This is a genomic window from Mesorhizobium sp. USDA 3734 (assembly GCF_056279665.1).
Map to the genome: position 1 here is coordinate 6,365,251 of NZ_JBWCCW010000001.1, position 24,836 is coordinate 6,390,086.

The 24,836-nt window shown below is 62.2% G+C and carries 28 protein-coding genes; 11 read left to right on the plus strand and 17 right to left on the minus strand.

Annotated elements, in window-relative coordinates; translation table 11 throughout:
* Positions 1-98: 98 nt before the first annotated feature.
* The 5 genes from ACZ89F_RS30365 to ACZ89F_RS30385 all read right to left on the minus strand — a co-directional run bounded on the left by ACZ89F_RS30365 (position 99) and on the right by ACZ89F_RS30385 (position 4,094).
* Entirely contained in the window at positions 99-410 is a 312-nt protein-coding gene (locus ACZ89F_RS30365) for an HPr family phosphocarrier protein (RefSeq protein WP_056589312.1), read from the minus strand.
* Entirely contained in the window at positions 407-808 is a 402-nt protein-coding gene (locus ACZ89F_RS30370; protein WP_476095871.1) for a PTS sugar transporter subunit IIA, read from the minus strand. The genes ACZ89F_RS30365 and ACZ89F_RS30370 overlap by 4 nt, the downstream gene beginning before the upstream one ends.
* A gap of 164 nt (positions 809-972) precedes the next feature.
* The gene (locus ACZ89F_RS30375; RefSeq protein WP_183446114.1) at positions 973-1,434 is read right to left on the minus strand and encodes an HPr kinase/phosphorylase; all 462 of its coding nucleotides are present in this window, start codon (positions 1,432-1,434) and stop codon (positions 973-975) included.
* Positions 1,435-1,523: 89 nt separating this feature from the next.
* Positions 1,524-3,308 carry a stimulus-sensing domain-containing protein gene (locus ACZ89F_RS30380; protein WP_476095872.1) on the minus strand — a complete coding sequence of 595 codons (1,785 nt, stop codon included), beginning with the start codon at positions 3,306-3,308 and terminating at the stop codon, positions 1,524-1,526.
* 84 nt (positions 3,309-3,392) lie between these two features.
* Entirely contained in the window at positions 3,393-4,094 is a 702-nt protein-coding gene (locus tag ACZ89F_RS30385; RefSeq protein ID WP_013528337.1) for a response regulator transcription factor, read from the minus strand.
* A 343-nt stretch (positions 4,095-4,437) separates the two neighbouring features.
* Here ACZ89F_RS30385 and ACZ89F_RS30390 point away from each other — a divergent pair, with 343 nt between their 5' ends.
* From ACZ89F_RS30390 to ACZ89F_RS30405, 4 genes are all read left to right on the plus strand, one after another.
* Positions 4,438-6,048, plus strand: coding sequence for a phosphoenolpyruvate carboxykinase (locus ACZ89F_RS30390; protein ID WP_476095873.1), 1,611 nt, complete (start codon positions 4,438-4,440; stop codon positions 6,046-6,048).
* Between the two features lie 86 nt (positions 6,049-6,134).
* Complete coding sequence (gene arfB / locus ACZ89F_RS30395) at positions 6,135-6,572, plus strand: alternative ribosome rescue aminoacyl-tRNA hydrolase ArfB (protein ID WP_476095874.1); 438 nt, start codon at positions 6,135-6,137, stop codon at positions 6,570-6,572.
* An 88-nt stretch (positions 6,573-6,660) separates the two neighbouring features.
* Entirely contained in the window at positions 6,661-7,134 is a 474-nt protein-coding gene (gene lysM, locus ACZ89F_RS30400) for a peptidoglycan-binding protein LysM (protein WP_476095875.1), read from the plus strand.
* 189 nt (positions 7,135-7,323) lie between these two features.
* A complete protein-coding gene (locus ACZ89F_RS30405; protein ID WP_476095876.1) occupies positions 7,324-7,935 on the plus strand; it encodes an alpha-ketoglutarate-dependent dioxygenase AlkB family protein in 612 nt (203 codons plus the stop codon).
* Between the two features lie 1,685 nt (positions 7,936-9,620).
* Here the strand turns inward: ACZ89F_RS30405 and coaA are convergent.
* From coaA to hisB, 9 genes are all read right to left on the minus strand, one after another.
* A complete protein-coding gene (gene coaA / locus ACZ89F_RS30410; protein ID WP_476095877.1) occupies positions 9,621-10,580 on the minus strand; it encodes a type I pantothenate kinase in 960 nt (319 codons plus the stop codon).
* Between the two features lie 23 nt (positions 10,581-10,603).
* A complete protein-coding gene (locus ACZ89F_RS30415; RefSeq protein ID WP_476097433.1) occupies positions 10,604-10,927 on the minus strand; it encodes a phosphoribosyl-ATP diphosphatase in 324 nt (107 codons plus the stop codon).
* A 72-nt stretch (positions 10,928-10,999) separates the two neighbouring features.
* Positions 11,000-11,794, minus strand: a complete 795-nt coding sequence (gene hisF / locus ACZ89F_RS30420; RefSeq protein WP_476097434.1) for an imidazole glycerol phosphate synthase subunit HisF — start codon at positions 11,792-11,794, stop codon at positions 11,000-11,002.
* Positions 11,791-12,627: an arginase family protein gene (locus ACZ89F_RS30425; protein ID WP_476095878.1), complete on the minus strand. Its 837-nt coding sequence runs from the start codon at positions 12,625-12,627 to the stop codon at positions 11,791-11,793. The genes hisF and ACZ89F_RS30425 overlap by 4 nt, the downstream gene beginning before the upstream one ends.
* Entirely contained in the window at positions 12,624-13,373 is a 750-nt protein-coding gene (hisA, locus tag ACZ89F_RS30430) for a 1-(5-phosphoribosyl)-5-[(5-phosphoribosylamino)methylideneamino]imidazole-4-carboxamide isomerase (protein WP_476095879.1), read from the minus strand. Before hisA ends, ACZ89F_RS30425 begins: the two co-directional genes overlap by 4 nt.
* A gap of 4 nt (positions 13,374-13,377) precedes the next feature.
* Positions 13,378-13,668, minus strand: coding sequence for a DUF1330 domain-containing protein (locus ACZ89F_RS30435; protein ID WP_476095880.1), 291 nt, complete (start codon positions 13,666-13,668; stop codon positions 13,378-13,380).
* A 59-nt stretch (positions 13,669-13,727) separates the two neighbouring features.
* Positions 13,728-14,378, minus strand: coding sequence for an imidazole glycerol phosphate synthase subunit HisH (gene hisH, locus ACZ89F_RS30440; protein WP_476095881.1), 651 nt, complete (start codon positions 14,376-14,378; stop codon positions 13,728-13,730).
* Position 14,379: 1 nt separating this feature from the next.
* A complete protein-coding gene (locus tag ACZ89F_RS30445; protein WP_476095882.1) occupies positions 14,380-14,856 on the minus strand; it encodes a DUF2628 domain-containing protein in 477 nt (158 codons plus the stop codon).
* A 4-nt stretch (positions 14,857-14,860) separates the two neighbouring features.
* Positions 14,861-15,460 (minus strand): imidazoleglycerol-phosphate dehydratase HisB, encoded by a 600-nt coding sequence (gene hisB, locus ACZ89F_RS30450; protein ID WP_476095883.1) that lies wholly within the window; start codon positions 15,458-15,460, stop codon positions 14,861-14,863.
* 243 nt (positions 15,461-15,703) lie between these two features.
* Between hisB and hslV the strand changes: the two genes are divergently transcribed.
* The 5 genes from hslV to hslU are packed head-to-tail and all read left to right on the plus strand — an operon-like array spanning position 15,704 to position 19,984.
* Positions 15,704-16,255, plus strand: a complete 552-nt coding sequence (gene hslV, locus ACZ89F_RS30455; protein ID WP_476095884.1) for an ATP-dependent protease subunit HslV — start codon at positions 15,704-15,706, stop codon at positions 16,253-16,255.
* A gap of 53 nt (positions 16,256-16,308) precedes the next feature.
* Positions 16,309-16,860: a GNAT family N-acetyltransferase gene (locus ACZ89F_RS30460; protein WP_476095885.1), complete on the plus strand. Its 552-nt coding sequence runs from the start codon at positions 16,309-16,311 to the stop codon at positions 16,858-16,860.
* The gene (locus ACZ89F_RS30465) at positions 16,857-18,017 is read left to right on the plus strand and encodes a hypothetical protein (RefSeq protein ID WP_476095886.1); all 1,161 of its coding nucleotides are present in this window, start codon (positions 16,857-16,859) and stop codon (positions 18,015-18,017) included. The genes ACZ89F_RS30460 and ACZ89F_RS30465 overlap by 4 nt, the downstream gene beginning before the upstream one ends.
* Positions 18,018-18,066: 49 nt before the next feature.
* Complete coding sequence (locus ACZ89F_RS30470) at positions 18,067-18,666, plus strand: DUF2585 domain-containing protein (RefSeq protein ID WP_476095887.1); 600 nt, start codon at positions 18,067-18,069, stop codon at positions 18,664-18,666.
* A 4-nt stretch (positions 18,667-18,670) separates the two neighbouring features.
* The gene (gene hslU, locus ACZ89F_RS30475; RefSeq protein WP_476095888.1) at positions 18,671-19,984 is read left to right on the plus strand and encodes an ATP-dependent protease ATPase subunit HslU; all 1,314 of its coding nucleotides are present in this window, start codon (positions 18,671-18,673) and stop codon (positions 19,982-19,984) included.
* An 82-nt stretch (positions 19,985-20,066) separates the two neighbouring features.
* Here hslU and ACZ89F_RS30480 read toward each other — a convergent pair whose 3' ends face one another.
* Complete coding sequence (locus tag ACZ89F_RS30480; RefSeq protein ID WP_476095889.1) at positions 20,067-20,642, minus strand: TetR/AcrR family transcriptional regulator C-terminal domain-containing protein; 576 nt, start codon at positions 20,640-20,642, stop codon at positions 20,067-20,069.
* A gap of 66 nt (positions 20,643-20,708) precedes the next feature.
* Here ACZ89F_RS30480 and ACZ89F_RS30485 point away from each other — a divergent pair, with 66 nt between their 5' ends.
* Together ACZ89F_RS30485 and ACZ89F_RS30490 are read left to right on the plus strand one after the other, a co-directional pair.
* A complete protein-coding gene (locus ACZ89F_RS30485; protein ID WP_476095890.1) occupies positions 20,709-21,956 on the plus strand; it encodes an FAD-dependent oxidoreductase in 1,248 nt (415 codons plus the stop codon).
* Positions 21,957-22,249: 293 nt separating this feature from the next.
* A complete protein-coding gene (locus ACZ89F_RS30490) occupies positions 22,250-23,209 on the plus strand; it encodes a DUF1402 family protein (protein ID WP_476095891.1) in 960 nt (319 codons plus the stop codon).
* 43 nt (positions 23,210-23,252) lie between these two features.
* Here ACZ89F_RS30490 and ACZ89F_RS30495 read toward each other — a convergent pair whose 3' ends face one another.
* Both ACZ89F_RS30495 and ACZ89F_RS30500 read right to left on the minus strand, forming a co-directional pair.
* Positions 23,253-24,491 carry an NAD(P)/FAD-dependent oxidoreductase gene (locus tag ACZ89F_RS30495; RefSeq protein ID WP_476095892.1) on the minus strand — a complete coding sequence of 413 codons (1,239 nt, stop codon included), beginning with the start codon at positions 24,489-24,491 and terminating at the stop codon, positions 23,253-23,255.
* Complete coding sequence (locus tag ACZ89F_RS30500) at positions 24,488-24,802, minus strand: MocE family 2Fe-2S type ferredoxin (RefSeq protein WP_476095893.1); 315 nt, start codon at positions 24,800-24,802, stop codon at positions 24,488-24,490. Before ACZ89F_RS30500 ends, ACZ89F_RS30495 begins: the two co-directional genes overlap by 4 nt.
* Positions 24,803-24,836 lie beyond the last annotated feature (34 nt).

Consider the following 24,836-nt stretch of genomic DNA (forward strand, 5'->3'; position numbering starts at 1 on the left):
GCCGGCCTGACTAGCAGATCGGGGCGAAGACGACAATGGGATATAAAGAAATCTTTATCCCTGCATGTCTCCCGGACCTGCATTCGCGGTGTACGAGTTCAGCTTTCCTCGCCGAAGCGGGACGCCACCAGCTGCTCCAGCGCATCGATGACCTGCCGGGCCTCCGGCCCGCTGGCGGTGACACGGATGGAGTAGCCGGGGCTTGCCGCCAGCATCATCAGGCCCATGATGGAGGTGCCGCCGACCTTGACGCCGTCCTTTTCGACATGCACCGAGGCGTCGAAGCCGCTGGCCAGCTGGACGAATTTCGCCGAGGCGCGCGCGTGCAGGCCGCGCTGGTTGATGATGGGAAAGTCCCTAGTGATCGGATCTTTGGCGATATGATCTTTTTCCGGGGACAGCGCGTTCATTTGCTGCTCAGGAGCTGGCTGGCGACGTTGATGTATTTGCGCCCCGCGGCCTGGGCCTCGTCGAGGGCCGTTGCCATATTGTCGCCCTTGCGGATCGAGGAGAGCTTGATCAGCATCGGCAGGTTCATGCCGGCGATCACTTCGGTGCGGCCGGACTCCATCACCGAAATGGCAAGGTTGGACGGCGTGCCGCCGAACATGTCGGTCAGCACGATGACGCCCGTCCCGGTATCGACACGGGCAACCGCATCGACGATGTCGCGGCGACGCTGCTCCATATCGTCGTCGGCGCCGATCGCCACGGTTTCGAAATTGTCTTGTGGCCCGACGACGTGTTCCACGGCATGTCGAAACTCGGCGGCCAGTTGACCGTGCGTTACAAGCACGAGTCCGATCATTCTTTGGTGGCTCCCGTCATCGCCGCTTCACAGGCGCATTTTATGCTCGCCAGCCATTCCAGGCGGCGGGAGCGCTATCTTGTCGACGCGCGGCCCGTTGACAAGCCCAAAATTGCGCAGGCCCATGCCATTTTGACGCATTGCAGCAAAAAAGCCGGGGCGGATCATAGAAAAGGCGCGATCGACAGCCGCGCCATCACGGCGGGCAAGGCCGTGGCGGCGTTACGCTCGGCAAGGTCGATACGCGGCACTGGGCAGCCTGCGACCGGCTCGCTGATTTCCTCCTGGAAACGGGCCATCTCTGCCTTTGGCACCAGCCTCACATGCAGATCGATCACTCCGCCCGGCTCGAACGGCAGCGGGCGTGGCATGAACCCAGGCACTTCGGCGAGACCGGCGATGGTCGCCGGCACGCGACAGACCAGTCGCCCGGCGCGGGCCGCGGCAAGCAGCCTGTCGTCACCGATCAGCCGCGAGAACAGCCCGCGCGCCCGGCAATGGTCCAGGAGTGTCAACGCCAGCGTCGTCTTGCCGGCGCCGGACGGCCCGGTGATAAGAACGCCGCGCTCGCCGATCAGGATCGCGGTTCCGTGAATGTTTTCAGGCTGCGCAACTGGATCATGCACGATCTTGCCCGATCATGTTTTTGGATGAAGCATGATCTCTGGACGAACGGAACCGTTCGTCCGAGAAAACCGGTACCCACTTTTCGGGGTCATGCTTCGGCCGGCAATGTCACGACAAACCGTGCACCCTTGATCTCGCCGGGTTTGGTGCCGGGGATGTTCTCGGCGGTCAATGTGCCGCCATGGGCCTCGACGATCTGCCTGGATATCGACAGGCCAAGGCCCGAATTCTGGCCGAACGCCTCGCCGGCCGGACGGTCGGTGTAGAAGCGTTCGAAGATGCGGTCGATGTTGTCGGCGCGGATGCCGGGACCATTGTCGTCGACCGTGACGATGTTGAACTTGCCGGCGCGCGCCAGCGACAGGCTGATGTGGCCATGGTCCTCGGGAACGAAGGAACGGGCGTTCTCGATCAAATTGGTGATGACCTGGCCGATGCGCAGATCATGCCCGACGACGACATAGCCTTTGACGCCCTGCGGCAGCTTGGCGACCTTGAACTCGATTTCGACCGCCTTCTTGTTGCGCGTTGCCTCACGCGAAACGGCGACCAGATCGGTGATGAATTTCTTCAGATCGACCGTCCCGGCATCCTCGCGCGCCAGTTCGGCGTCCAGGCGCGAGGCGTCGGAAATATCGGTGATGAGCCGGTCCAGCCGCCTGACATCGTGCTGGATGATGTCCATCAGCCGGCCGCGCGAATCGTCGTTCTTGGCCAGCGGCAAGGTCTCCACCGCGCTGCGCAGCGACGTCAGCGGGTTCTTCAATTCATGCGACACGTCGGCCGCGAAGCTTTCGATCGCCTCGATGCGGGCGTAGAGCGCGTTGGTCATGTCGCGTATGGCGATCGACAGATTGCCGATTTCGTCCTGGCGGTCGGAAAAGTCGGGGATTTCTTCGCGGCTCTTGACGCCGCGCCGCACGCGCACCGCCGCCGCCGACAGCCGGCGCAGCGGATTGGCGATGGTGGAGGCGAGCAGCATCGACAGGATGGCGGTGACCAGCGCCGCGATGCCGAAGACGCGCAGGATCGCCTTGCGCTCGGCGGCGACGATCTTGTCGATGTCGCCACCTTCGGTCGACAGCATCAGCACGCCGAGAACGGCGCGGAAGCGCTGGATCGGCACGGCCACGGAAACGATCTGCTCGCCCTGTTCCGAGATGCGCACGATGGTCGACGGGCTGCCGGTGAGCGCCTTGACCACTTCCGGGAAAGCGGCGCCATTGCCGCCCGGCTGCTCGTGATAGACCGGCAGCTCGGTGTTGCGGAAGAAGTCGAAGACGAATTTCTGGATGCGCTCGACCAGATCGGGCTCTTCCTCGTCGACCGGCGGCAGGTCGTAGCGCAGGATCTGGCCGCGCGAATAGAGATGGCGTGAATCGAGCAGCAGGTTGGCGTCGCGGTCATAGATGCGGGCACGCGTGCGGGTCGGCGAGATCAGCCTTCTCAGCACCGGCGCGACACGCTCCGGGTTGATCGGGAAGTCGAGATTGTCGAGCTGGTCGGAGCCCGGTCCCAGGCTTTCGCCGGCCTGCAGCTCGAGCAGCTTTTCCGGGTCGATGCTGATCGAATCCGTCTCGACCGTCGCCGACGCGGCGATCGCACCGGCGATGATCTCGCCCTGGGTCATCAGGCTTTCGACGCGGGCGTCGATCAGCCCGTCGCGGAAGGTGTTGAGATAGAGGATGCCGGTCACCAGAACGGCCAGGCCGGCAAGGTTGAGGAAGAGGATACGCCGCGTCAGGCTGGAAAAGATGTGATGGCCGAGAAAGCGACGCATCGGCACCGTGATCTTCGACACGAAGGACGGCATGATCCGCGACGGCCGCCTAGAGGCGCCCGCCGGTCTTGTTCGCTGTGCCTCGACTGCCATCGAATAGCAGCTCCCGCCTAGTCTTTGGTCAGATGCATGTCGTTGTCCCAAAACCGGGACCACTTTTGGGCGACATGCATCAACTTACGCTTCGCGGAACCGGTATCCGACTCCGTAAAGGGTTTCGATCATTTCGAAGTCGTCGTCGACGGCCTTGAACTTCTTGCGCAGCCGCTTGATGTGGCTGTCGATGGTGCGGTCGTCGACATAGACCTGCTCATCATAGGCCGAATCCATCAGCGCATCACGGCTTTTTACGACACCGGGACGCTGCGCCAGCGAATGCAGGATCAGAAACTCGGTGACGGTGAGCGTCACCGGCTCGCCCTTCCAGGTGCAGGTGTGGCGCTCCTGGTCCATGACAAGCTGGCCGCGCTCGAGCGAGCGGGCCTGCTGGCTGGGTGTCTTGGCGGCGGCCTCGCGAGCGCTGGCCCGGCGCAGCACGGCGCGCACCCGCTCGACCAGCAGACGCTGCGAGAACGGTTTGCGGATGAAGTCGTCGGCGCCCATCTTGAGGCCGAACAATTCGTCGATCTCGTCATCCTTGGAGGTCAGGAAGATCACCGGAAGGTCGGACTTCTGGCGCATCCGGCGCAGCAGTTCCATGCCGTCCATGCGCGGCATCTTGATGTCGAGGATGGCAAGATTCGGCGGGCGTGCCGCCAGTCCTTCCAGCGCTGACGCACCATCCGTGTAGGTCTCGACGCGATACCCCTCGGATTCGAGGGCGATCGACACCGATGTCAGAATGTTGCGGTCGTCATCGACAAGCGCGATAGTTGCCATTTCAAGCGGCTCCCTCATGAGCTGTCCCTTCTTTCGTAGAGAAGGGGCTTTTGCAGGACAAATTAGGTACAAAATGTGGCATAGGCCTTGTCCGCTGTCACGCGCGGCATGCCGGCGGCCACAATCCTACCTCGATATGGATTGGACGAACGAACACCGCCAATCCTTTGGGCAACCGCGAAACTTTTTGCACATATAAACGATTTAAACAACTTTCAAAATATTTAAATCGATTAATGATTTGATATCATTTGGCTTTTCTGGTTCTGACCATCTCAGCCTGCGGTGCGGGCATGCCGGAAACGTGCCGGCAAAGATGCGGCAAATCCAAGAAGGGACACCCATGTCGGAAGTCGGCAAACGCAATTCCGCCTGCGCGATCGATCATATCGGCCTGAAAACCACCGGCGTGGTGCGCTATAATTTCGGTGCGGCTGCCCTTTATGAGGAATCGATCCGGCGCGGCGAAGCCCGGTTGACCGCGCATGGCGCACTGGTCGCCGAGACCGGCCAGCACACCGGCCGCTCGCCCAAGGACAAGTTCGTCGTCCGCGACGACGCCACCGAGCCGCATATCTGGTGGGACAACAACAAGGCGATCTCACCGGCCCAGTTCGACACGCTGCTTGCCGATTTTCGGGCGCATGCCGCGGACAAGGATCTTTATGTCCAGGATCTGATCGGCGGCGCCGATGAGGAGCTGAAACTGCCCACCAGGGTGATCACCGAATTTGCCTGGCACTCGCTGTTCATCCGCAATCTGCTCATCCGTCCGGATGTCGCCGAGCTCGAGCATTTCGTGCCTGACATGACGATCATCGACCTGCCGTCCTTCCGCGCCGATCCCGCCCGCCACGGCAGCCGCACCGAAACGGTGATCGCCGTGGATCTTTCGCGCAAGATCGTGCTGATCGGCGGCACTTCCTATGCCGGCGAGATGAAGAAGTCGGTGTTCACCATGCTCAACTATCTGTTGCCGGCGAAAGGCGTGATGCCGATGCATTGCTCGGCCAATGAGGGTGCGGCCGGCGACGCCGCCATCTTCTTCGGCCTGTCGGGCACCGGCAAGACGACACTCTCTGCCGATCCCTCGCGCACGCTGATCGGCGATGACGAGCATGGCTGGGGGCCGCACGGCATCTTCAATTTCGAAGGCGGCTGCTACGCCAAGACGATCAAGCTGTCGGCGGAAGCCGAGCCGGAAATCTTTGCCACCACGCAGCGCTTCGGCACCGTGCTGGAAAATGTCGTGCTCGACGCCGATGGCGTGCCGGATTTCAACGACGCAAGGCTGACCGAGAACACACGCTGCGCCTACCCGCTGGATTTCATCCCCAACGCCAGCAAGACGGGACGCGCCAGCCATCCGAAGAACATCATCATGCTGACCGCCGATGCGTTCGGTGTGATGCCGCCGATCGCGCGGCTGACACCGGCGCAGGCAATGTATCATTTCCTCTCCGGCTACACCGCCAAGGTGGCCGGAACCGAAAAGGGCGTAACCGAGCCCGAAGCGACGTTTTCGACCTGTTTCGGCGCGCCGTTCATGCCGCGCCATCCATCGGAATACGGCAATTTGCTGCGCGAACTGATTGCCCGCCACGACGCCGATTGCTGGCTGGTCAACACGGGCTGGACCGGCGGCGCCTATGGCACCGGCAAGCGCATGCCGATCAAGGCGACGCGGGCCTTGCTAGCCGCCGCACTCGACGGCTCGCTGAAGACGGCCGAGTTCCGCACCGATGCCCATTTCGGTTTCGAGGTGCCGGTGGCGGTTCGAGGCGTCGACAGCGCCATTCTCGATCCGCGCTCGACCTGGGCCGACAAGGCCGGCTATGACCGGCAGGCGGCAAGACTGGTCGGCATGTTCGCCGTCAACTTCGAGAAATTCGAAAGCCATGTCGACGCCGTGGTGCTGGGTGCAGCGCCGCGCATGCAGGAAGCGGCGGAGTAATCGCCCGATCGGGCTCTGCCTATCGTTGAAAGGCCCGGCTTCGATCGGGCCTTTTCTTTTTCGATCCGCCGCGCCATGACTGCGGCATGGCGAGCGACGACAACATCATCATTGCGCACGATGCGGTGATCTACCCGGGCGACCTGCACGAGGACTTCATCCGCTCGTCCGGTCCCGGCGGCCAGAACGTCAACAAGGTGGCGACGGCGGTGCAGCTGCGCTTCGACGCGGCCAACGCAGCGGGTCTGTCGGAGCGCGTGCGCGAGCGCACGATCAAGCTTGCCGGCCAGCGCGCCACCAAGGACGGTGTCATCGTCATCGAAGCGGGCCGCTTCCGCACCCAGGAACAGAACCGGGCGGACGCTCGGGCCAGGCTTACGGCACTGGTCGCCAAGGCCGCCGAGCCACCGCCGCCGCCGCGCAAGAAGACGCGGCCGTCGAAAGGCGCGGTGGAACGGCGGCTGAAGAGCAAGGCCGGACGCGGCACGATCAAGAAACTGCGCGGCCGGGTGGAAAACGATTAAGCACCACACCAAGCGCGTGCACAAAACGACTTCCCATTTCGCACCGCAGATGCAAGGTTCCCCATTGCCACAGAAAGGGAGACCAAAGATGGGCATGTTCGATTTCGTCAAGAGCGTCGGCAAGAAACTGGGCATCGGCGGCGACGAAGAAGCCGCACCCACTGCCGACACGCTCAAGAAGGAACTCGATTCGCACAAGCTCGGCACCGATGGCGTCGAGGTCGTCGTCAAGGGTGACACGGCGGTGCTGAAGGGTGTGGTCAAGGACCAGTCGATCTTCGAAAAGGCGGTCATCGCCGTCGGCAACACGCTCGGCGTCTCCAAGGTGCAGGCGGACGAGTTGCAGGTCGCGCCAACAGCGGGCACGGCCGCTGCCCCGGCCAAGGCGCCAACCTTCTACACTGTCCAGAAGGGCGACAACCTCTGGAAGATCGCCGAGAAGAGCTACGGCAAGGGCAAGGGCGCCAAGAACACGCTCATCTTCGAAGCCAACAAGCCGATGCTGACCCATCCCGACAAGATCTATCCGGGCCAGGTGCTGCGCATTCCGGATCTCGCCTGATCAAGGCGACTGCCAATTTGCCAAGAGCAATTCCAGGAAAGGCGTGAAACGGTTTTCCCGGGAAAAGCGCATAGCGCTTTCCCTTGGGAATGCGTTGAACAAAGAGGTAGAATGGCGGCTTTCGGGTCGCCGTTTTCATTTGGCGATGGCATGCTTGGCTTTTGACGAACGGATCAAGCGACCAACCTCATGCTCGTCCTGCCCAAAGGCGTCCGCCACATGCCGGCCTACCTGTCCCGCAGCGTGCAGGAAGCGCTGGTCGAAGATGTGAGAAGCATCGTGCAGCAAGCGCCGCTGTTCGTGCCGGCCATGCCGCGCACGGGCAAGGAGATGAGCGTGCGCATGACCAATTGCGGCCCGCTCGGTTGGGTCACCGACAAGGCGCATGGCTACCGCTACCAGCCGACGCACCCGGTGACCGGCTCACCATGGCCGCCAATCCCGGAGGCGCTGCTCGAGCTGTGGCGGCAGGTCTCGGGCTACCCCAAGCCACCGGAAGCGTGCCTGATCAATTTCTACACGCAGGACGCAAGAATGGGCCTGCATCAGGACCGCGACGAGGCCGATTTTTCGGCGCCGGTGGTTTCCGTCTCACTGGGTGATGATTGCCTGTTCCGGGTCGGCCAGACGACGCGTGACGGCGCCACGAAGTCGTTCAGGCTGCAAAGCGGTGACGTCGTGGTGCTCGGTGGCGAAGGGCGGCTGTGCTTTCACGGCGTCGACCGCATCTACCCCTCGACTTCGGCACTGCTGAAAAATGGCGGCAGGATCAATCTGACGTTGCGGCGGGTCAACCCGTGACTCTCAGTCGATCGAGGTGATTTTTCCTGAACCCTTGCGAAGGTAGACGCGAATGTTCTCATCTTCGCTCAGAACTCGATAGTCATTCATGAAGCTCGAAAAATCGTCACGCTGCATGACGCGTGAAACCCAGAAAGGATCGGTTTTCTGAACGATCATCAGGTCGGGCTTCGCGGTCTTCAGCTCGCGTATCTTGGCGTCGAGAAAATTGCGCACGATCGCGTCAAGACGTGCCGCTTCGGCCGTGTCGCCCTGCGCACGTGCAATTCTCGCAAAAGGGACAGCGAGGCCGCCAAGCCAATCGCTGCAATAGGCTGATATCCACCGGCCTCCGATCGTCCGAGTGAGCGGATGGCCGTTTTCCATACCCGAACCGATCAAGCCGACGGTGGGATGATCTACCGCGGCGCGCAGGCTCGCAACAAAGTCCGCCTCGAGCTTCCCGCTATATTTGAAAGGCAACCAGTTGACTGCAACGATGGCGGCCAGCAGCATTTTCTGGACAATGCCCAACCGCGCCACGCCGCGTGCCGATGACCGCTCGACAGCACAGCAGGTGATCGCCGCCAGCATCAGCACCAGCGCCGGATAGGCATGATAGGCCCAACCCTTGCCCTGGTAGACAAGGGGAACAAAGCCGGCAACAGAACCGATCGCCAGCACCATGACCAGGGGCGACAGCGCCCGGCCGTCGCGCAAAAACAGAAGGAAGCAGATCGAAACAAGGTATGCTCCGCCATAGGTGGCGAGCACCGGCCCGTACTGTTTGTAGCGCAAATAGGTGTCGGCCAGATTCGGGTAGACGTCGCGCATGAACTCGGGATAAAGCCAGAGCACTGCGGCCAGATAGCTCAGGCAGACAAAGCCGACGATCCAGTATTCGATTGCAAACAGCGACCTGATGCTGCGTTGGCGCCATGCTACATAAAATGCCGGCGCCATGATCATGATCGCATAGTAGGGCTTCACCAGCACCATGGCACTGCCGGACAGACCGGCCAATGCGGCTACCCACCATTCCGGCGCCGATGACGGGTCATTCGCCGCGCGCCAGGCCATGAGCACCAGCAACGGCAAGAGCAGGGCGACCCCCAGATTCTCGCGCTCGCTGAAACTGTTGCCGGGAAACAGCACGAGCAAAGCCAGAAACGCCGGTAACAGCGTGTAGAGCCCGGAATTTTCGGGGAATCGGGCGCGACGCGCAACGAAGCTGGCAAACCACAGGCCAAAAATGCACAACGCATAGCTGTAGGCATAGACCAGATATTCCGGCGCCACTCCGAGCAGTTTCGCGAGATACACCGCCGGCAGGTATAGCCATACGGTGAAGGGCGGATTGGTCTCGATCACATCGATATAGAGGCGATCGCCGGCCAGCAGCCGCTCGCTGATTGTGATGTTCCAACTCGTATCGCCATTGACGCCCCAGTGCATCTGCCAAGGGACGGCAATGGCCAGAACGGCCATCGACAGAACAAGCGGCCAAAGCCGCTCAGTCCGGCCGCTGGCGGCGAGGGCATCAGGACCAGGACGGACCTCGATCGCGCTCATCCCGGCCAACCAATGTGAAGGAATGGCGCGTTCATTGCCTGTCGGAGCCCGCGAAGTGTCCTCGGTTCGACAGTAGGAAAGCGGGGTTAAGATGACTTTAAGGGCCCCAGAAATCAAGGAACGTCCCGGGAAATTCAGAGTTTCCTGAGCGCCACTTCCTCGATCAGGTGGTCGGCGCCCTTGCGCAGGATGAGGTCGGCGCGGGCTCGTGTCGGCAGGATGTTCTCGCGCAGATTCTTCAGGTTGATGTTGGTCCACAGACCTTCGGCGATGGCGCGGGCAGAATCTTCCGAGAGCTGCGAATAGCGGTGAAAGAAGGAGTCCGGGTTGCGGAAGGCGGTCTCGCGCAGCCGCATGAAGCGGGAAATGTACCAGTTGTGGATCAGCTTCTCGTCGGCATCGATGTAGATGGCGAAGTCGAAAAAATCCGACAGGAAGGGCACGATCTTGCCGTCCTGCGGCAGCTTGCCGGGCTGCAGGACATTGATGCCTTCGAAGATCAGGATGTCGGGCCGGTCGATGGTGACGAACTCGCCGGGAATGACGTCATAGGTCAAATGCGAATAGACCGGTGCGCGGACATTGGGCAGCGCCGACTTGATGCCCGAGAGGAAGCGCAGCAGCGCGCCGACATCATAGCTGTCGGGAAAGCCCTTGCGTTCCATCAGGTTCTCGCGGCGCAGCACCTCGTTGGGCAGCAGGAAGCCGTCGGTGGTGATGAGATCGACCTTCGGGCTCGACGGCCAGCGCGCCAACAGCTCCTTCAGCACGCGCGCCGTGGTCGATTTGCCGACCGCGACGGAACCGGCAATGCCGATGATGAAAGGCGTCTTGATGATGTCCACCGCGTTGAAGAACGCCTGGCGCTGCCTGAACAGCAGCTGGCTTGCTTCGACATGTGCGGACAAAAGCCGCGACAGCGACAGATAGATGCGCCTGACCTCTTCGAGGTCGACCGGATCGTTGAGCGAGCGCAGGCGGCGGAATTCATCCGCGCTCAGCGTCAGCGGCGTGTCGGCGCGGAATTGCGACCATTGCTCGGCGGAAAAGAAACGAAAGGGGGAATACTTCTCGGTTGGCGCGAGCTGATCCATCGAGATACCTGCCCTCCTCGCGGTCAGCCCTTGGGCCGTGACGCCTTCTCGGCGATGCCCGAACGCCCGGTGCGGCCTTCGAGTTCCCTAAGCACGTCGCTCAGCGGAACCCCGGAGAGGCCGAGAACGACGAGCCAATGATATATAAGATCGGCACTTTCCGAAACGAGGGCCGGTTTGTCGCCCTTGACGGCGGCAATCACCGTCTCGACCGCCTCTTCGCCGAGCTTCTGCGCCGCCTTGTCGATGCCGCGCGCGAACAGTTTTGCCGTCCACGAGTCCGGGTCGCCGGAATGCGCGCGTTCCCTGATGGTTTCTTCAAGATCTGACAGCGAGAACTCGGTCATGGCCGTCATCTATCTGCTTGTTTAAGCATGATCTTTTTCCGAAAACCGGTTCCCACTTTTCGGGACCATGCTTTAAGACCGATTACCGAGGGAGTCCAGCCGCATCGGCAGCCCCGCGGCGGCCATATGGGCCTTGGCTTGCCCTATCGTATAGGTGCCGAAATGAAAGATCGACGCCGCGAGCACCGCGCCGGCGTGGCCATCGCGAATGCCTTCGACCATGTGATCGAGCGTGCCGACCCCACCGGAAGCGATCACCGGCGCGCGCACCGCATCCGCAATCGCGCGGGTCAGCGCGATGTCGTAGCCGGCCTTGGTGCCGTCACGATCCATCGATGTCAGCAGGATCTCGCCGGCGCCGCGATCGACCATGTGGCGCGCAAACTCGACCGCGTCGATGCCGGTCTTCTCACGCCCGCCATGAGTGAAGATTTCCCAGCGATCGGCCTCGCCAGCGCCGGACACTTTCTTGGCGTCGATGGCGACGACGATGCACTGGTTGCCGAACTTGTCGGCGGCCTCGGCGACGAAATCCGGATTTTTCACCGCCGCCGTGTTGATCGACACCTTGTCGGCGCCGGCCAGCAGCAGCTTCCTGATGTCGGCGACCTGGCGCACGCCGCCGCCGACGGTCAGCGGCATGAAGCATTGCTCGGCGGTGCGGGCGATGACATCGAAGATGGTTTCACGGTTGTCGGACGAAGCGGTGATGTCGAGGAAACAGAGCTCGTCGGCGCCGGCCGCGTCATAGGCCTTGGCCGCCTCGACCGGATCGCCGGCGTCGATGAGATCGACGAAATTGACGCCCTTGACGACGCGACCGTTCTTGACGTCGAGGCAGGGGATGACACGGGCTTTCAGCATCAGCGGCCCTCTATCGTGGCGATGAGATCGTTGAGCAACTGGCCGACCAGCGGCGGAACATCGGCCTGCCCGTCGAAGGCCGGGTCGTAGGCGGAGACGGTAATGCCGACGACCGGCACCGCAAGCGCCATGGCGCAAGCCGCGTCGCGCAACTGTTCCGGGCTCGGGCCACCGGATGTGACGTAGCGGTTGGCCTGCAAGTCCTGGGGATCGTGCACGTCGAGATCGAGATGCATGTGCACGCGTTTGGCGCCAGCGACCTTCAGTCTTTCGGTCGCCTGGGCCACGCCCGGACATTCCGTCCGGACGATCGGCAATGTCTCGAGAAGCTGTTTTTCCGCCGGATCGAGATCGCGGGCGTTGACGAGCACGCAGCGCGACGGATCGATCGGCTTGAAGCCGGGAATTGCCGCCGCCATCGGCCGCCAGCACAGGCCAAGCACGGTCGCCAGCGCCATGCCATCGAGAAAGCCATGGATGGATGTCTCGGGCGTGTTGAGGTCGCCATGCTGGTCGGCCCAGATGATCGCATCGGCGGCTTCGCCGGCGACAGCACCGGCGCTGGTCAGGCAATTTCCGGCAAGGACGATTGGAAACCGACCGGCGTCACGAGAAAGGCGAACCTCGGCCGCAACCGCGTTGCAGACGGCAAAACCGGTGGCGATCTCGCGCTCCTGGATGTCTCCGACCTTGCCGATGTCTTCCACCGTAACGTCATGGCCGGCCATGGTCAGGGCGTCGACGAGACCGCCCGATATCAGCGCGTCCGGGCCCTGGCCCATGCCGCCATGGTAGTGGCCGCTGTCGTAGGGCGCCAGGATGATGGAGATTTTCACGGTCGCGTCCCCGCCGCTGGCCTGCCTTGCAGGATCGCCAGAGCTTCCGCCGGATCGATGCGGCCATCATAGAGCGCGCGGCCGGAGATCGCGCCTTCGAGCTTTTGCGCATCGGGCATGGTCATGCGCACGATGTCGGCGATCGAGGCGAGGCCACCCGACGCGATGACCGGGATCGACACGGCGTCGGCAAGATCGATGGTGGCGTCCCAGTTGATGCCGGTCAAAACGCCGTCACGGTCGATGTCGGTGTAGATGATGGCGGCGACGCCGGCGCCCTCGAACTTCTTCGCCAGCTCGATGACGCCGAGGCTCGACGCCTCGGCCCAACCCTCGACGGCAACCTTGCCGCCCTTGGCGTCGATGCCGACGGCCACTTTGCCCGGGAACGCCTTGCAGGCCTGCTTGACCAGGTCGGGATCGCGCACCGCCACCGTGCCGAGGATGACGCGGGCCAGCCCGCGATCGAGCCAGTCCTCGATCTGCGCCAGCGTGCGGATGCCGCCGCCGAGCTGCACCGGGTTTTTCGTCGCCTTGAGGATGGCGCCGACTGCCGCGCTGTTGACGCTCTGGCCCTGGAAGGCGCCGTTGAGGTCGACGACATGCAGCCATTCGAAGCCCTGTTGCTCGAAGGCTTTGGCCTGGGCCGCCGGGTCGTCATTGTAGATGGTGGCGGTCGCCATGTCGCCGTGCTTGAGGCGCACGCACTGGCCGTCCTTGAGGTCGATGGCAGGGAAAAGGATCATCCGTTCAGGCGCCTTCAACGATGACGAAATGGCCTGATGAGGCGGCAAGCCGGAATTTCGAGGCATGCTGATATTCCGGCGAATGATAGCATTCGACCGCCCTATCATAGGATTCGAACTCCACCAGGACGTGACGGTTTCCGGTCGGTCCTTCAGGGCTCTCATGGCGGCCGGCCCGCACCGCGAATTTCGCGCTATATTTCGCAAAGGCGACGGCATTCGCCTCGATGTACTGCTTGTAAACCTCGGGATCGCGGACATCGATCATCGCCATCCAGTAGCCCTTCTTGCTCATGGTTTGTCCCTTTGCTTGATCTCTTCCGAAAACCGAGGGCCACTTTTCGGGATCATGCTCTAAGGCCTCCAGCGCAGGAAATTGGTGATCAGCGCCAGGCCCAGCGCCTGGCTCTTTTCGGGATGGAACTGCGTGCCGACGAGATTGTCGCGGGCGACGGCCGCCGTCACCGGACCGCCATAGTCGGCGACCGCCAGGACTTCGTCCGGCTTGCGCGCATCGAGATGGTAGGAATGGACGAAATAGGCGTGCAGTCCCGTGGTCCCGGTGGGAATGCCGGCAAACAGCGGATGCTGGCGTTTGAGGTCGATCGTGTTCCAGCCGATCTGCGGGATTTTCAGCGCCGGATCGGCTGGCGTGATCTCCTTGACGTCGCCTGATATCCAGCCGAAGCCGTTGGTGATTGTCTTTTCCAGGCCGCGCTCGGACATCAGCTGCATGCCGACGCAGATGCCGAGGAACGGCCGGCCCTTGTCGATAGCCACCTCCTCGACCGCTTCCCACATGCCTTCGACGGCATGCAGGCCGGCCGCGCAGTCGGCATAGGCGCCAACGCCGGGCAGGACGATGCGATCGGCGGTGCGGACCCGTTCGGCATCGGATGTCAGGTCGATCTCAGCCGAAATGCCGGCTTCACGCGCGGCACGTTCGAAAGCCTTGGTGGCCGAGCGCAGATTGCCCGAGCCGTAGTCGATGATCGCAACCCGCATGTCAGCTTCTTCCGGGGATGTGGGTGAGCCCCAGCGCGATGCCCGGCTGCGCAGGGCGCGCCAGGGCAGCATCGGGAACCATGCGCGGCATCGGCGCGGCCTCATCGGCAAGCGTTTCCGACCCCAGCGCATAGCGGATATCGGCATCGTCAAGCCTGCCGGCCTGTACCACGCCCCATTCGTGCCAGCCGCGCCGGCGAAGGGCCGAAATGCGCAGCCCCTGCCCTTCCAGGCCGACATAGAGCGAGACCAGCAGCGACAGCAGCGAGCCTGCCAGTCCAAGGCCGAGCTTCTGGCCCAGCATCGAAAGCAGGCCCATGACGACGAAGGCAAGGGCTGCTTCGATCCACAGCCGGTGCCAGGCGAACCACAATGGCGGCACCAGGAAACCGAGCCAGGTGAAGCCATCACGGACAAGGGCCGTCGTATCGACCCTCTCGCTGCGGCCGGGCGGTTCCATCACGACATAGATGGCCATGGCCTTACCCCTTCAACGATCCCTTGGTGGAAGGAACCGCGTCCGGCTGGCGCGGGTCGCGTTCGAGAGCCGCGCGCAGCGCACGCGCCACCGCCTTGAAGCAGGTTTCGGCGATATGGTGGTTGTTGGCGCCATAATGGTTGGTGACATGCAGCGTGATGCCGGCATTCTGCGCCAGCGCCTGGAAGAACTCGCGCACCAGTTCGGTGTCGAACGTGCCGATCTTCGGCGACGAGAAGGAAACGTTCCAGACCAGGAACGGACGGCCGGATACGTCGATCGCCGCACGCGTCAGCGTCTCGTCCATGGCAAGGTCGATCGAGGCATAGCGCATGATGCCGCGCCGCTCGCCGAGCGCCTTGGTCAAGGCCTGGCCGAGCGCGATGCCGGTGTCCTCGACGGTGTGGTGGTCGTCGATGTGCAGGTCGCCCTTCGCCTTGACCGTCATGTCGATCAGGGAGTGGCGCGACAGCTGGTCGAGCATATGGTCGAAAAAGCCGACACCCGTTGCGATATCCGACGTGCCGGAGCCGTCGACATGGACCGACACGGAGATGTCGGTTTCCTTCGTCTTGCGGCTTGCTTCGGCGGAACGGGGCGGCATCACTCAATCCTTGTCCCAGAGGTTCACATCGTGACCGGCTCAGAGGCTTCAAGCGCTCGCAGGCTTGAAAACGAATGCCTTCTAGCAGCATGGTCCGGCGATTGCCAGTTGCCTCTGACAGGGGTATCGGCCTTGCCAGAGAGGCGATTTGCAATCATCGGTCCCATGCATACATATGGCCGATCAAAGTTACTCGTACCGCGCCAATCGCCTTTTTGGGATGGCGCTGCTCGGAGCCAGGAAATGTCCAATGAACTGACCATGCACGCCACGACCATCGTGACGGTGCGCAAGGGCAACAAGGTGGTGATCGCCGGCGATGGCCAGGTCAGCCTTGGCCAGACCATCATGAAGGGCAACGCCAAAAAGGTGCGCCGCATCGGCAAGGGCGGCAATGTGATCGCCGGTTTCGCCGGCGCCACCGCCGACGCCTTCACGCTTCTGGAGCGGCTTGAAGCCAAGCTCGAACAATATCCCGACCAGCTGACGCGCGCCTGCGTCGAGCTCGCCAAGGATTGGCGCACCGACCGCTATCTGCGCCGGCTGGAAGCGATGATGCTGGTGGCCGACAAGTCGGTCTCGCTGGCGCTGACCGGCACCGGCGACGTGCTCGAACCCGAATTTGGCGTCATGGCCATCGGTTCGGGCGGCAACTACGCGCTGGCCGCGGCACGCGCGCTGATGGACACCGACAAGGACGCCGAGGAGATCGCCCGCAAGGCGATGCAGATCGCGTCCGACATCTGCGTCTACACCAACAACAATTTTGTCGTCGAAACGCTCGATGTCGGCTGACCCGGCCGCCAACCATGATCCCGGAAAGTGGAAACCGGTTTTCGGAGAAGATCATGGTCAAACAGGAAGATAGAGCCCCATCCCGATCTCATCGGGATGAATCGGGCTCGCTCTACGATTTTCGGCCGGTGACTGAGAAAGACCTGCCGATGATCGCCGGCTGGCTGGCCGAGCCGCATGTTGCCGAGTGGTGGGACGATCCTGAGACGGAAATCGCCGAGATACGCGAGCACATCGATAGCATTTCCGTCGAGCCGCTGATCGTCGAGCTCGACGGCAAGCCGATTGCCTATCTGCAAAGCTACGATCCGCATCTGGAAGACGACCATCCCTATGCCGACCAGCCGTTCGGGACGCTCGGCATCGACCTGTCGATCGGCCGGCCGGAGTTGATCGGGCTCGGCCATGGCTCGGCGATCGTGCGTCAGTTCGTCGAACAGCTTTTCGAGGAAGGCGTCCCGCGCGTCATCATCGACCCCAACCCCGCCAATATCAGGGCCATCCGCGCCTATGAAAAGGCCGGCTTTGTTGCCTTTGACACCAGAACAACGGAATATGGGCCAGCCCTGATGATGGCGTGCGACGCGCCGCAGGAGCCCAATTGATCAGCGCCGAAACACTCGACAAGGCAGTCGCGAAAGGTTTGATCTCGCAGACGCTGCGCGATCAGTTGGAGGCCATGGAACGCGCGGTCGCTCTCGCCCCCGAGGCAAGGCGCGCCGATGACGAGGGTGACGAGGAAAACCTCCGGCTGGTCGGCGGCGGCAACGATCTGTTCGTCACCGTGGGAACCGTTCTGCTCAGCGCCGGCTTCTTCTTTGTCCTCACCACCTTGCTTCCAGGCCAGACATTCTGGATCGCTGGCATCCTCGCGGTTTTCGCCTGGGGACTCGCCGAAATTGTCACGCGTCAGCACCGGATGAAATTATCGTCGTCCGTGCTTGCCCTGATTTTCATGGCCGCCATTCTGGTCGCCCTGGGGCTACAAGTGGAGGCCAGCATCGGCATACGCAAGCCGGAGACTATCTGGCAGCTATTGGCGTTGCGCCAGACGGCGTCCCGGGCCGGATATCTGTTCCTGGGCGGAGGAATAATTGCGGCGGCGATCTATTTCTGGCGCTTTCGCGTCCCCATCATTGCCGGGGTTATCGCCATCGCCTTCACACTGCTGGCCTTCCTGCAAACGGCGATAATCCTGTATGACAGTGTGACAACGGGCGCGATTGCGCCGCCGCGCCTTGAGGATGTTCCCGAATTGCTCCGCGCGGCACTTTACATGCCGCTGATCTGCGGCCTTATCGTGTTCGCGACGGGTGTAGCTTTTGACATTTACGATAGGGATCGACGCAAGATCTGGTCTGACTGCGCTTTCTGGCTGCATGTCGTCTCGGCGCCCATGCTGGTGCATCCGCTCTTTATCATGGCAACCGGCCAGAACGTCGTATTCGGACATATCGCGCCGGATGCCAATGCAACCATCATGCTGACGATTCTGATCCTTGGCTTCCTCTATGTCGCGCTTGCCATAGACCGCCGGTCGCTTCTGGTTCCTACATTGGCTTACTTCGGCTCGCTGGGCATCTATTATCTGGTGAATTCCGCCTCCGATTCGACTGACATTCCGCCTTTTGCCTTGATCCTGGTCGTTGTTGGCGCGCTGATTATTCTGTTCGGGGCTGGCTGGCAGCGTATCCGGCGGATTGTCGTCAAACCCACCTTGCCGGCGACCGTGATCCGCCGGCTACCGCCGCTGAAGGCGTGACGGGCTTTATCATGGTCGAGACGGCGACGGGGAAGAGGGGCAATAGGGCATGAACGCATCCGGCGAGGACAAAGACCTCTCGGCCTACGAAGACAGCTGGCGAATGGGGCTTCTGCTCGTGCTCGCGCTGATCATCTTCCAGGCCGGGGCGCTCTACGGCATGGGCCGGACACCGATCTGCACCTGCGGCTACGTCAAGCTCTGGCATGGCGTCGTGCAGAGTTCGGAGAATTCCCAGCACATTTCGGACTGGTACACATTCTCGCACATCATCCACGGCTTCCTGTTCTATGCCCTGGCGCGGTTCCTGTTCCCGCGCTCGCCGATCGGCTTGAGGCTGGCCTTCGCTGTCCTCATCGAGGGCGGCTGGGAGCTGCTCGAGAACAGCCCGTTCATCATCGACCGCTATCGCGCCGGCACGATCTCGCTCGACTATTACGGCGACAGCATCATCAATTCGGTGTCCGACACACTGGCCATGGTGCTGGGATTTGTGATGGCGCGAAGGCTACCTATATGGGTGGTCGTCAGCCTCGCCATCATCTTCGAACTCGGTACCGGCTATCTCATCCGGGACAATCTGACACTCAACGTGATCATGCTGCTGCATCCGTTCGAGGCCATCAAGCAGTGGCAAAGTGGAATTTAGTGATATGAGCACCTTCTCTCCCCGCGAAATCGTTTCGGAACTCGACCGCTTCATCATCGGCCAGAAGGACGCCAAGCGCGCCGTGGCCATTGCCTTGCGCAACCGCTGGCGCCGCCAGCAGCTGGAAGGCCAGATGCGCGAAGAGGTGATGCCGAAGAACATCCTGATGATCGGGCCGACCGGCGTCGGCAAGACCGAGATCTCGCGCCGCCTGGCGCGTCTCGCCGGTGCGCCTTTCGTCAAGGTCGAGGCGACCAAGTTCACCGAAGTCGGCTATGTCGGCCGCGACGTCGAGCAGATCATCCGCGACCTGGTCGAGATCGCCATCGGGCTGGTGCGCGAGAAGATGCGCGAGGACGTCAAGGCGCGCGCCCACGTCAACGCCGAGGAACGCGTGCTGGAAGCGCTGGTCGGCAAGACGGCGAGCCCGGCCACCCGCGATAGCTTCCGCAAGAAGCTGCGCGACGGCGAACTCGACGACAAGGAGATCGAGGTCGAGGTCGCCGACACCGGCAATGGCGGCATGCCCGGTTTCGAGATCCCCGGCATGCCGGGCGCCAATATCGGCGTGCTGAACATCAACGACATGCTGTCGAAGGCGATGGGCGGCAAGAAGACCAAGTCGCGCAAGACGACTGTGAAGGAATCCTACGCGTTGCTGGTCAACGACGAGTCCGACAAGCTGCTCGACCAGGACGAGGTGGTGCGCCGGGCCCTCGATGCGACGGAGAACGACGGCATCGTCTTCCTCGACGAGATCGACAAGATCGCGTCGCGCGAAGGCGGCATGGGCGCCGGCGTTTCTCGCGAAGGCGTGCAGCGCGACCTGCTGCCGCTGATCGAAGGCACCACGGTGGCGACCAAATACGGACCGTTGAAGACCGACCACATATTGTTCATCGCCTCCGGCGCCTTCCACGTTTCGAAGCCGTCCGACCTGTTGCCGGAATTGCAGGGCCGCCTGCCGATTCGTGTCGAGTTGCGAGCGCTGGAGAAGGACGATTTCGTCCGCATCCTGACCGAGACCGAAGCCAGCCTGATCAAGCAGTATATCGCACTGATGAAGACCGAGGGCGTCGACCTGACCTTCACCGACGACGCCATCGATTCGCTGGCCGGCATCGCCGTCGACCTCAACGCCAGCGTCGAGAACATCGGCGCCCGACGGCTGCAGACGGTGATGGAGCGGGTACTGGACGAGATCTCCTACGACGCGCCCGACCGCAACGGCACCAGCGTCACCATCGACGCCGCCTATGTGGAAAAGCATGTCGGCGACCTCTCCAGGAATACCGACCTGTCGCGGTTCATCCTTTGAGAAAAGGCGGCGGCGGCGGACAAGGCTGTGGACTCAAAAACGGCTAAGCGAGGATCGAGCTTCACCGACCAATTCATGGGTGTTATTGGCGTCTCGTACGTTCCGCCAAGCCCTCCAGAATAAGCGCCAGCCCCGCCTCGAAAGCTGCCGCATGATCCATCTGCGGGACGTCGGTGATGCGGTTCGTGTCGGCGGCCAGGCTGGCCTCGGCCTGTTCCTCCAGCACGCTGCCGACCGTGAAGCGGCTGGCGGCAAGCATCGCCATCTTGGCGTCCTGCTCAGGCACACCAGACGCGACCAGAAACGCAATCTTATGTGTAATTCGGTCCATGTCTGCCGCTCCCGGGCGGGTTCCGGCGTGGAGCCGTGCGCCGTCGCGGCGCATCAGCAGCGTTCGCCGGAAGCTGCGCGTATTGTCGGCGAACCAGTCATGCCAATTGTCGGATGGCATCGGAAGCCGAGCGGTCGCATGGGACGCCATTGCAGCTTCTGCCATGGCCGCGAGCAGTTCCTCCTTTTTTCGAAAATGCCAGTAGAGCGACGGCTGCTCGACGCGCAGCCGCTTCGCCAGCTGCCTGGTGCTGATGGCATCCAGGCCAACCTCGTCGAGCAGGTCCAGTGCTTCGGCAATCACGATTTCACGGTTCAGTTTTGTCATCTTGACAATCTATCACTGATAGGGAAGGTTGCAACAAACCTATCAGTGATAGATTAGGGATTTCGTATGGCAAGTGGATCGGGAACTTCCTCCCTCAAAATCCTCATCTGCGGCGGCGGCATTGCCGGGCCGGCCCTGGCCTATTGGCTCGCCCGAGGCGGTCACCGGGTCGTCGTTGTCGAACGTTTTCCGGTTTTCCGGGCCACAGGTGCGCAGGTCGACCTTCGCGGCCAAGGCATCGATGCCGTCAAGCGAATGGAACTGCTTGACGTTGTCAGGAGCAGGCTTGTCGATGAAGCCGGTGTCTCTTTTGTAACCGCCAAAGGCAAGGCCATAGCGACGATCATGGCGAACACTTCAGGCCGAGGCCGTCAGTCCCTGACGTCCGAATACGAGATCATGCGCGGGGACCTGGTGCGCATTCTCTTCGATGCAACGAAGAACGCCGTCGCCTACGTCTTTGGCAAAACCGTCGAGCGTTTCGAACAGGATGAGAGGCAGGTCATTGCCCATTTCTCCGACGGCTCTTCCGACGGCTCTTCCGACGGGTTTGACCTCCTGGTTGGGGCGGATGGTCAAGGGTCGCGCATTCGTAAAGCCATTCTGCCGATCGCTTCTCCCGATCCCTACCTGCGGCTGGGGATGCACATGGCTTACTGGTTCATTCCGCGCCTTCCGTCGGACAGCAACATTCGCGACACCTACCTTGCACCCGGCGGCAGAATGATCATGCGCAGGAGCCACAGCCCAACGGAGACCCAGGTCTACTTTGTGCTCAGGGACGATTCCGAAGAGACATCGGCTATTCACAAACAGTCGATCGAGCGCCAGAAACAGTTTTGGACAGACCGTTTTCAAGACGCAGGATGGCAGACCCAACGGTTTCTCGAAGGCATGGCGGTGACTGAAAATTTTTACTCCCAGGAAGTGGTGCAGGTGCGTACGGATACATGGTCCAAGGGGCGAGTGGCCCTGGTCGGCGATGCCGCACATTGTGCTTCTCCCTTTAGCGGCATGGGGGTCTCTGGTGGCCTGGTGGGAGCTTATGTCCTCGCCGGTGAGATCAATCGGAACACTCAAAACCTGCCGGAGGCCCTAGCAAATTACGACAAGTTGCTGCGGCCGTTCGCCAATGAAATTCAAAAGGCGGTCAAGCCGCTCCTCCTGCGATTGGGTATGCCCAGAACGCAGTTGGGAGTTGACGCTTTTCATGCTGTTACAGCATTGGCCTGCGGCCTGCGAATTCCGGATCTGATCGCCCGGCTTTCGAAGGAAGACCGGGGCGGCGACTGGCAGCTGCCGGAATATACCTGAATCAATAACCCATCCTCGACCGTGCGGCGAAATGGCGATAATCCGGCCCGCCGCGACGTTTATGCGTCTCGACTCAGACCGGACACCGGTCCAGGTAACACGTTCGGCAACAAAATCATGTGTGGCCAGATGGTACCATCTGGCCACCTTTCGTCTTGCCGGGTGAAGGGGCGCTCTCGACTCGACCAAGAGCTTTACCTAGTTTGCGCGGCAATTCTCGATCTCTTGGTTTGACGCAATTCCGGGCGGAAAACAGTTTCACACTTTTCCTGGAATTGCTTGGGCGGCGGCGCATGAAAAAACTGATCCTGATCATTCTCGGCTTGACGCTGGCGGCGACGCTGTTCGCGGCCGAGGCGGCGACATTGGTGCCGCCGGGGAACCGCAATGCGGAGCAGCCCAACATTCCCGGCGCCTCCAGCCGGCGGACGCAGGCGACCAACACCACCTTCCAGGCGAAATACCGCAAGGTCTACGCCCTGCTGCAGAACGACGCCGAATTGCGCGGCAAGATCAGGAAGGCAGCAAGCGCCTACGGCATCGATCCGATGCACATCGTCGGTGCCATCGTCGGCGAGCATACCTACAATGTCGACGCCTACGACCGGCTGCAGACCTACTATGTCAAGGCGATCTCCTACCTCTCAAGCAAGCTGTCCTTCGCCTATGACGGCGAGGACATCACCGATTTCGTGCAGCGGCCGGAATTCAAGAAATGCGCCGGGATGTCCGACAGCTACGATCTGTGGGAATGCCGCGAGCAGGTGTGGAACCATTCGTTTCGCGGCAAGTCGGTCGGCGGGACCAGCTTTCCTGACGACCGTTTCGGCGCCACCTTCTTCCAGCCCTACTACGCCGGCCAGACCTTCGGTCTCGGCCAGCTCAATCCACTGACCGCCTTGCAGATGAGCGATCTCGTGCACAAGGTTTCGGGCCTGCCGAAGCTCGACGTCGGCGATCCCAATTCGGTCTACAAGACCATCATGGATCCCGACCTGACGCTGCCCTACGTCGCGGCGACGATCAGGAAATCGATCGACGCCTACAAGAGCATTGCCGGCTTCGACATTTCGGGCAATCCGGGGCTGACCGCCACACTCTACAATGTCGGCAATCCGGAGCAGCGCGCCTATGCGCTGAAGGCGGAGAACGACCGGCGCCGCGCCGGCGGCGAGCCGGAAAAGCTGCCGGAGGAGAATTATTACGGCTGGCTGGTCAACGACAAGCTGCCTGAGCTGAAGGCGCTGTTTTAGCGTTTTCGGCCCTGTATTCCCAGCTGTTGCCGCCTTCGCAAACTCAGGCCGCCAGCAACGACTTCAGCTTGATCGCCTGTGAACCGAGCGCTTCCGGCGCCGGCTTCGCCCGCTTGCCGATCAGCATTTCGGCCAGCCTGATGTCGCGGGCGACCGCGTTGCCGGGGCCGATGCCGCTGGCCGCGACCAGCCTGCCGTCCTGCGCCAGATGGAAGAGGATGAAGGCGCCGTCGCCGAGGTCGCGGCGCACGGTGCTGCGGCCCTCGTCGGAGAGCCCGGCGATCTGCAGCGACAGCCCGTACTGATCCGACCAGAACCACGGCACCGCCGCATGCGCCTCACCGGCACCGAGCATGTTCCTGGCCGCCAGCGCGCCTTGCTCCTGGGCGTTGCGCCAGGCTTCCAGCCGCACGCGGCGGCCGCCATAGACGGCGAGCGGAAACGAGCAGCAATCGCCGGCGGCAAAGATGTCGGGATCGCTGCTGCGCAGCTCGGCATCGACAGCAATGCCGTTGTCGATGGTCAGGCCCGCTTCGGCCGCAAGCCCGGTCACCGGCATGGCGCCGATGCCGATGACGGCGAGATCGGCTGATATCTCCTGTCCGCCGGCAAGTGTGATCCGCACCTCGTTGCCATCGTCGGCGATGGACGCGATGCCATCGCCACACAGGATCTTCACGCCCTCGGCGACATGCGCATCATGGATGATCTCAGCGATCTCGGCCGGCACGCCGCGCATCAGGATGCGCGGCTGTGCCTCGATGACGGTGACCGCGGCACCGAGCTTGCGTGCCGCGGCTGCGAGTTCGAGACCGATGAAGCCGCCGCCGATGACGGCGATACGGTTGCCGGCGGCGAGATGCGCGCGAATGGCGAGCGCGTCGGCGAAGGTGCGGAGATAGACGCAGCGCGGACCCAGCCCCGGCATCGGCAGCTTGCGCGGCGTCGAGCCGGTCGCCAGCAAGAGCTTGTCGTAAGGCAGGGCCGAACCGTCCGACAGGCGCACCGCGTGCACCGCACGGTCGATCGCGACAGCCTGAATGGAATGGATATGCCGGATCGATTTCTCGGCCAGAATTGCGTCGCTGGCGATCGCCTTGATTTCAGGCGCTTCGCTGACCATCGCATCCTTGGACAGAGGCGGGCGCTCGTAGGGCAGATGCGGCTCATCGCCGACCAGCGTCACCGGCCCCTCATAACCGAGATCGCGCAGCGCCATTGCCGCACGCCCACCGCACTCGCCGGCGCCGATGATGACCATTCCCCGCGCCATATCAGTCATGCGATCTGGATCAAGACTTTGCCGGCATCGACCTTGACCGGATAGGTTTTCAGGTTGACGCAGACCGGCGCGCCGCGGGCGTCACCCGTCTTGTAGTTGAAGCGGCCATTGTGCTTGGGGCATTCGATGATGTCGTCCATCACCAGCCCGTCGGCCAGATGCACCTTTTCGTGGGTGCAGAGGCCGTCGGTGGCGAAGAACTCATCCTCGGGGCTGCGATAGATGGCAAAGGTGCGGCCGCCATGATCGAAGCGCATCACATCCTCCTCGTCGATGTCGCCGGTGGCACAGGCCTCGACCCAGTCGCTCATTGATTCCTCCTTCAAAAATCGGGCCTCCCTGGAA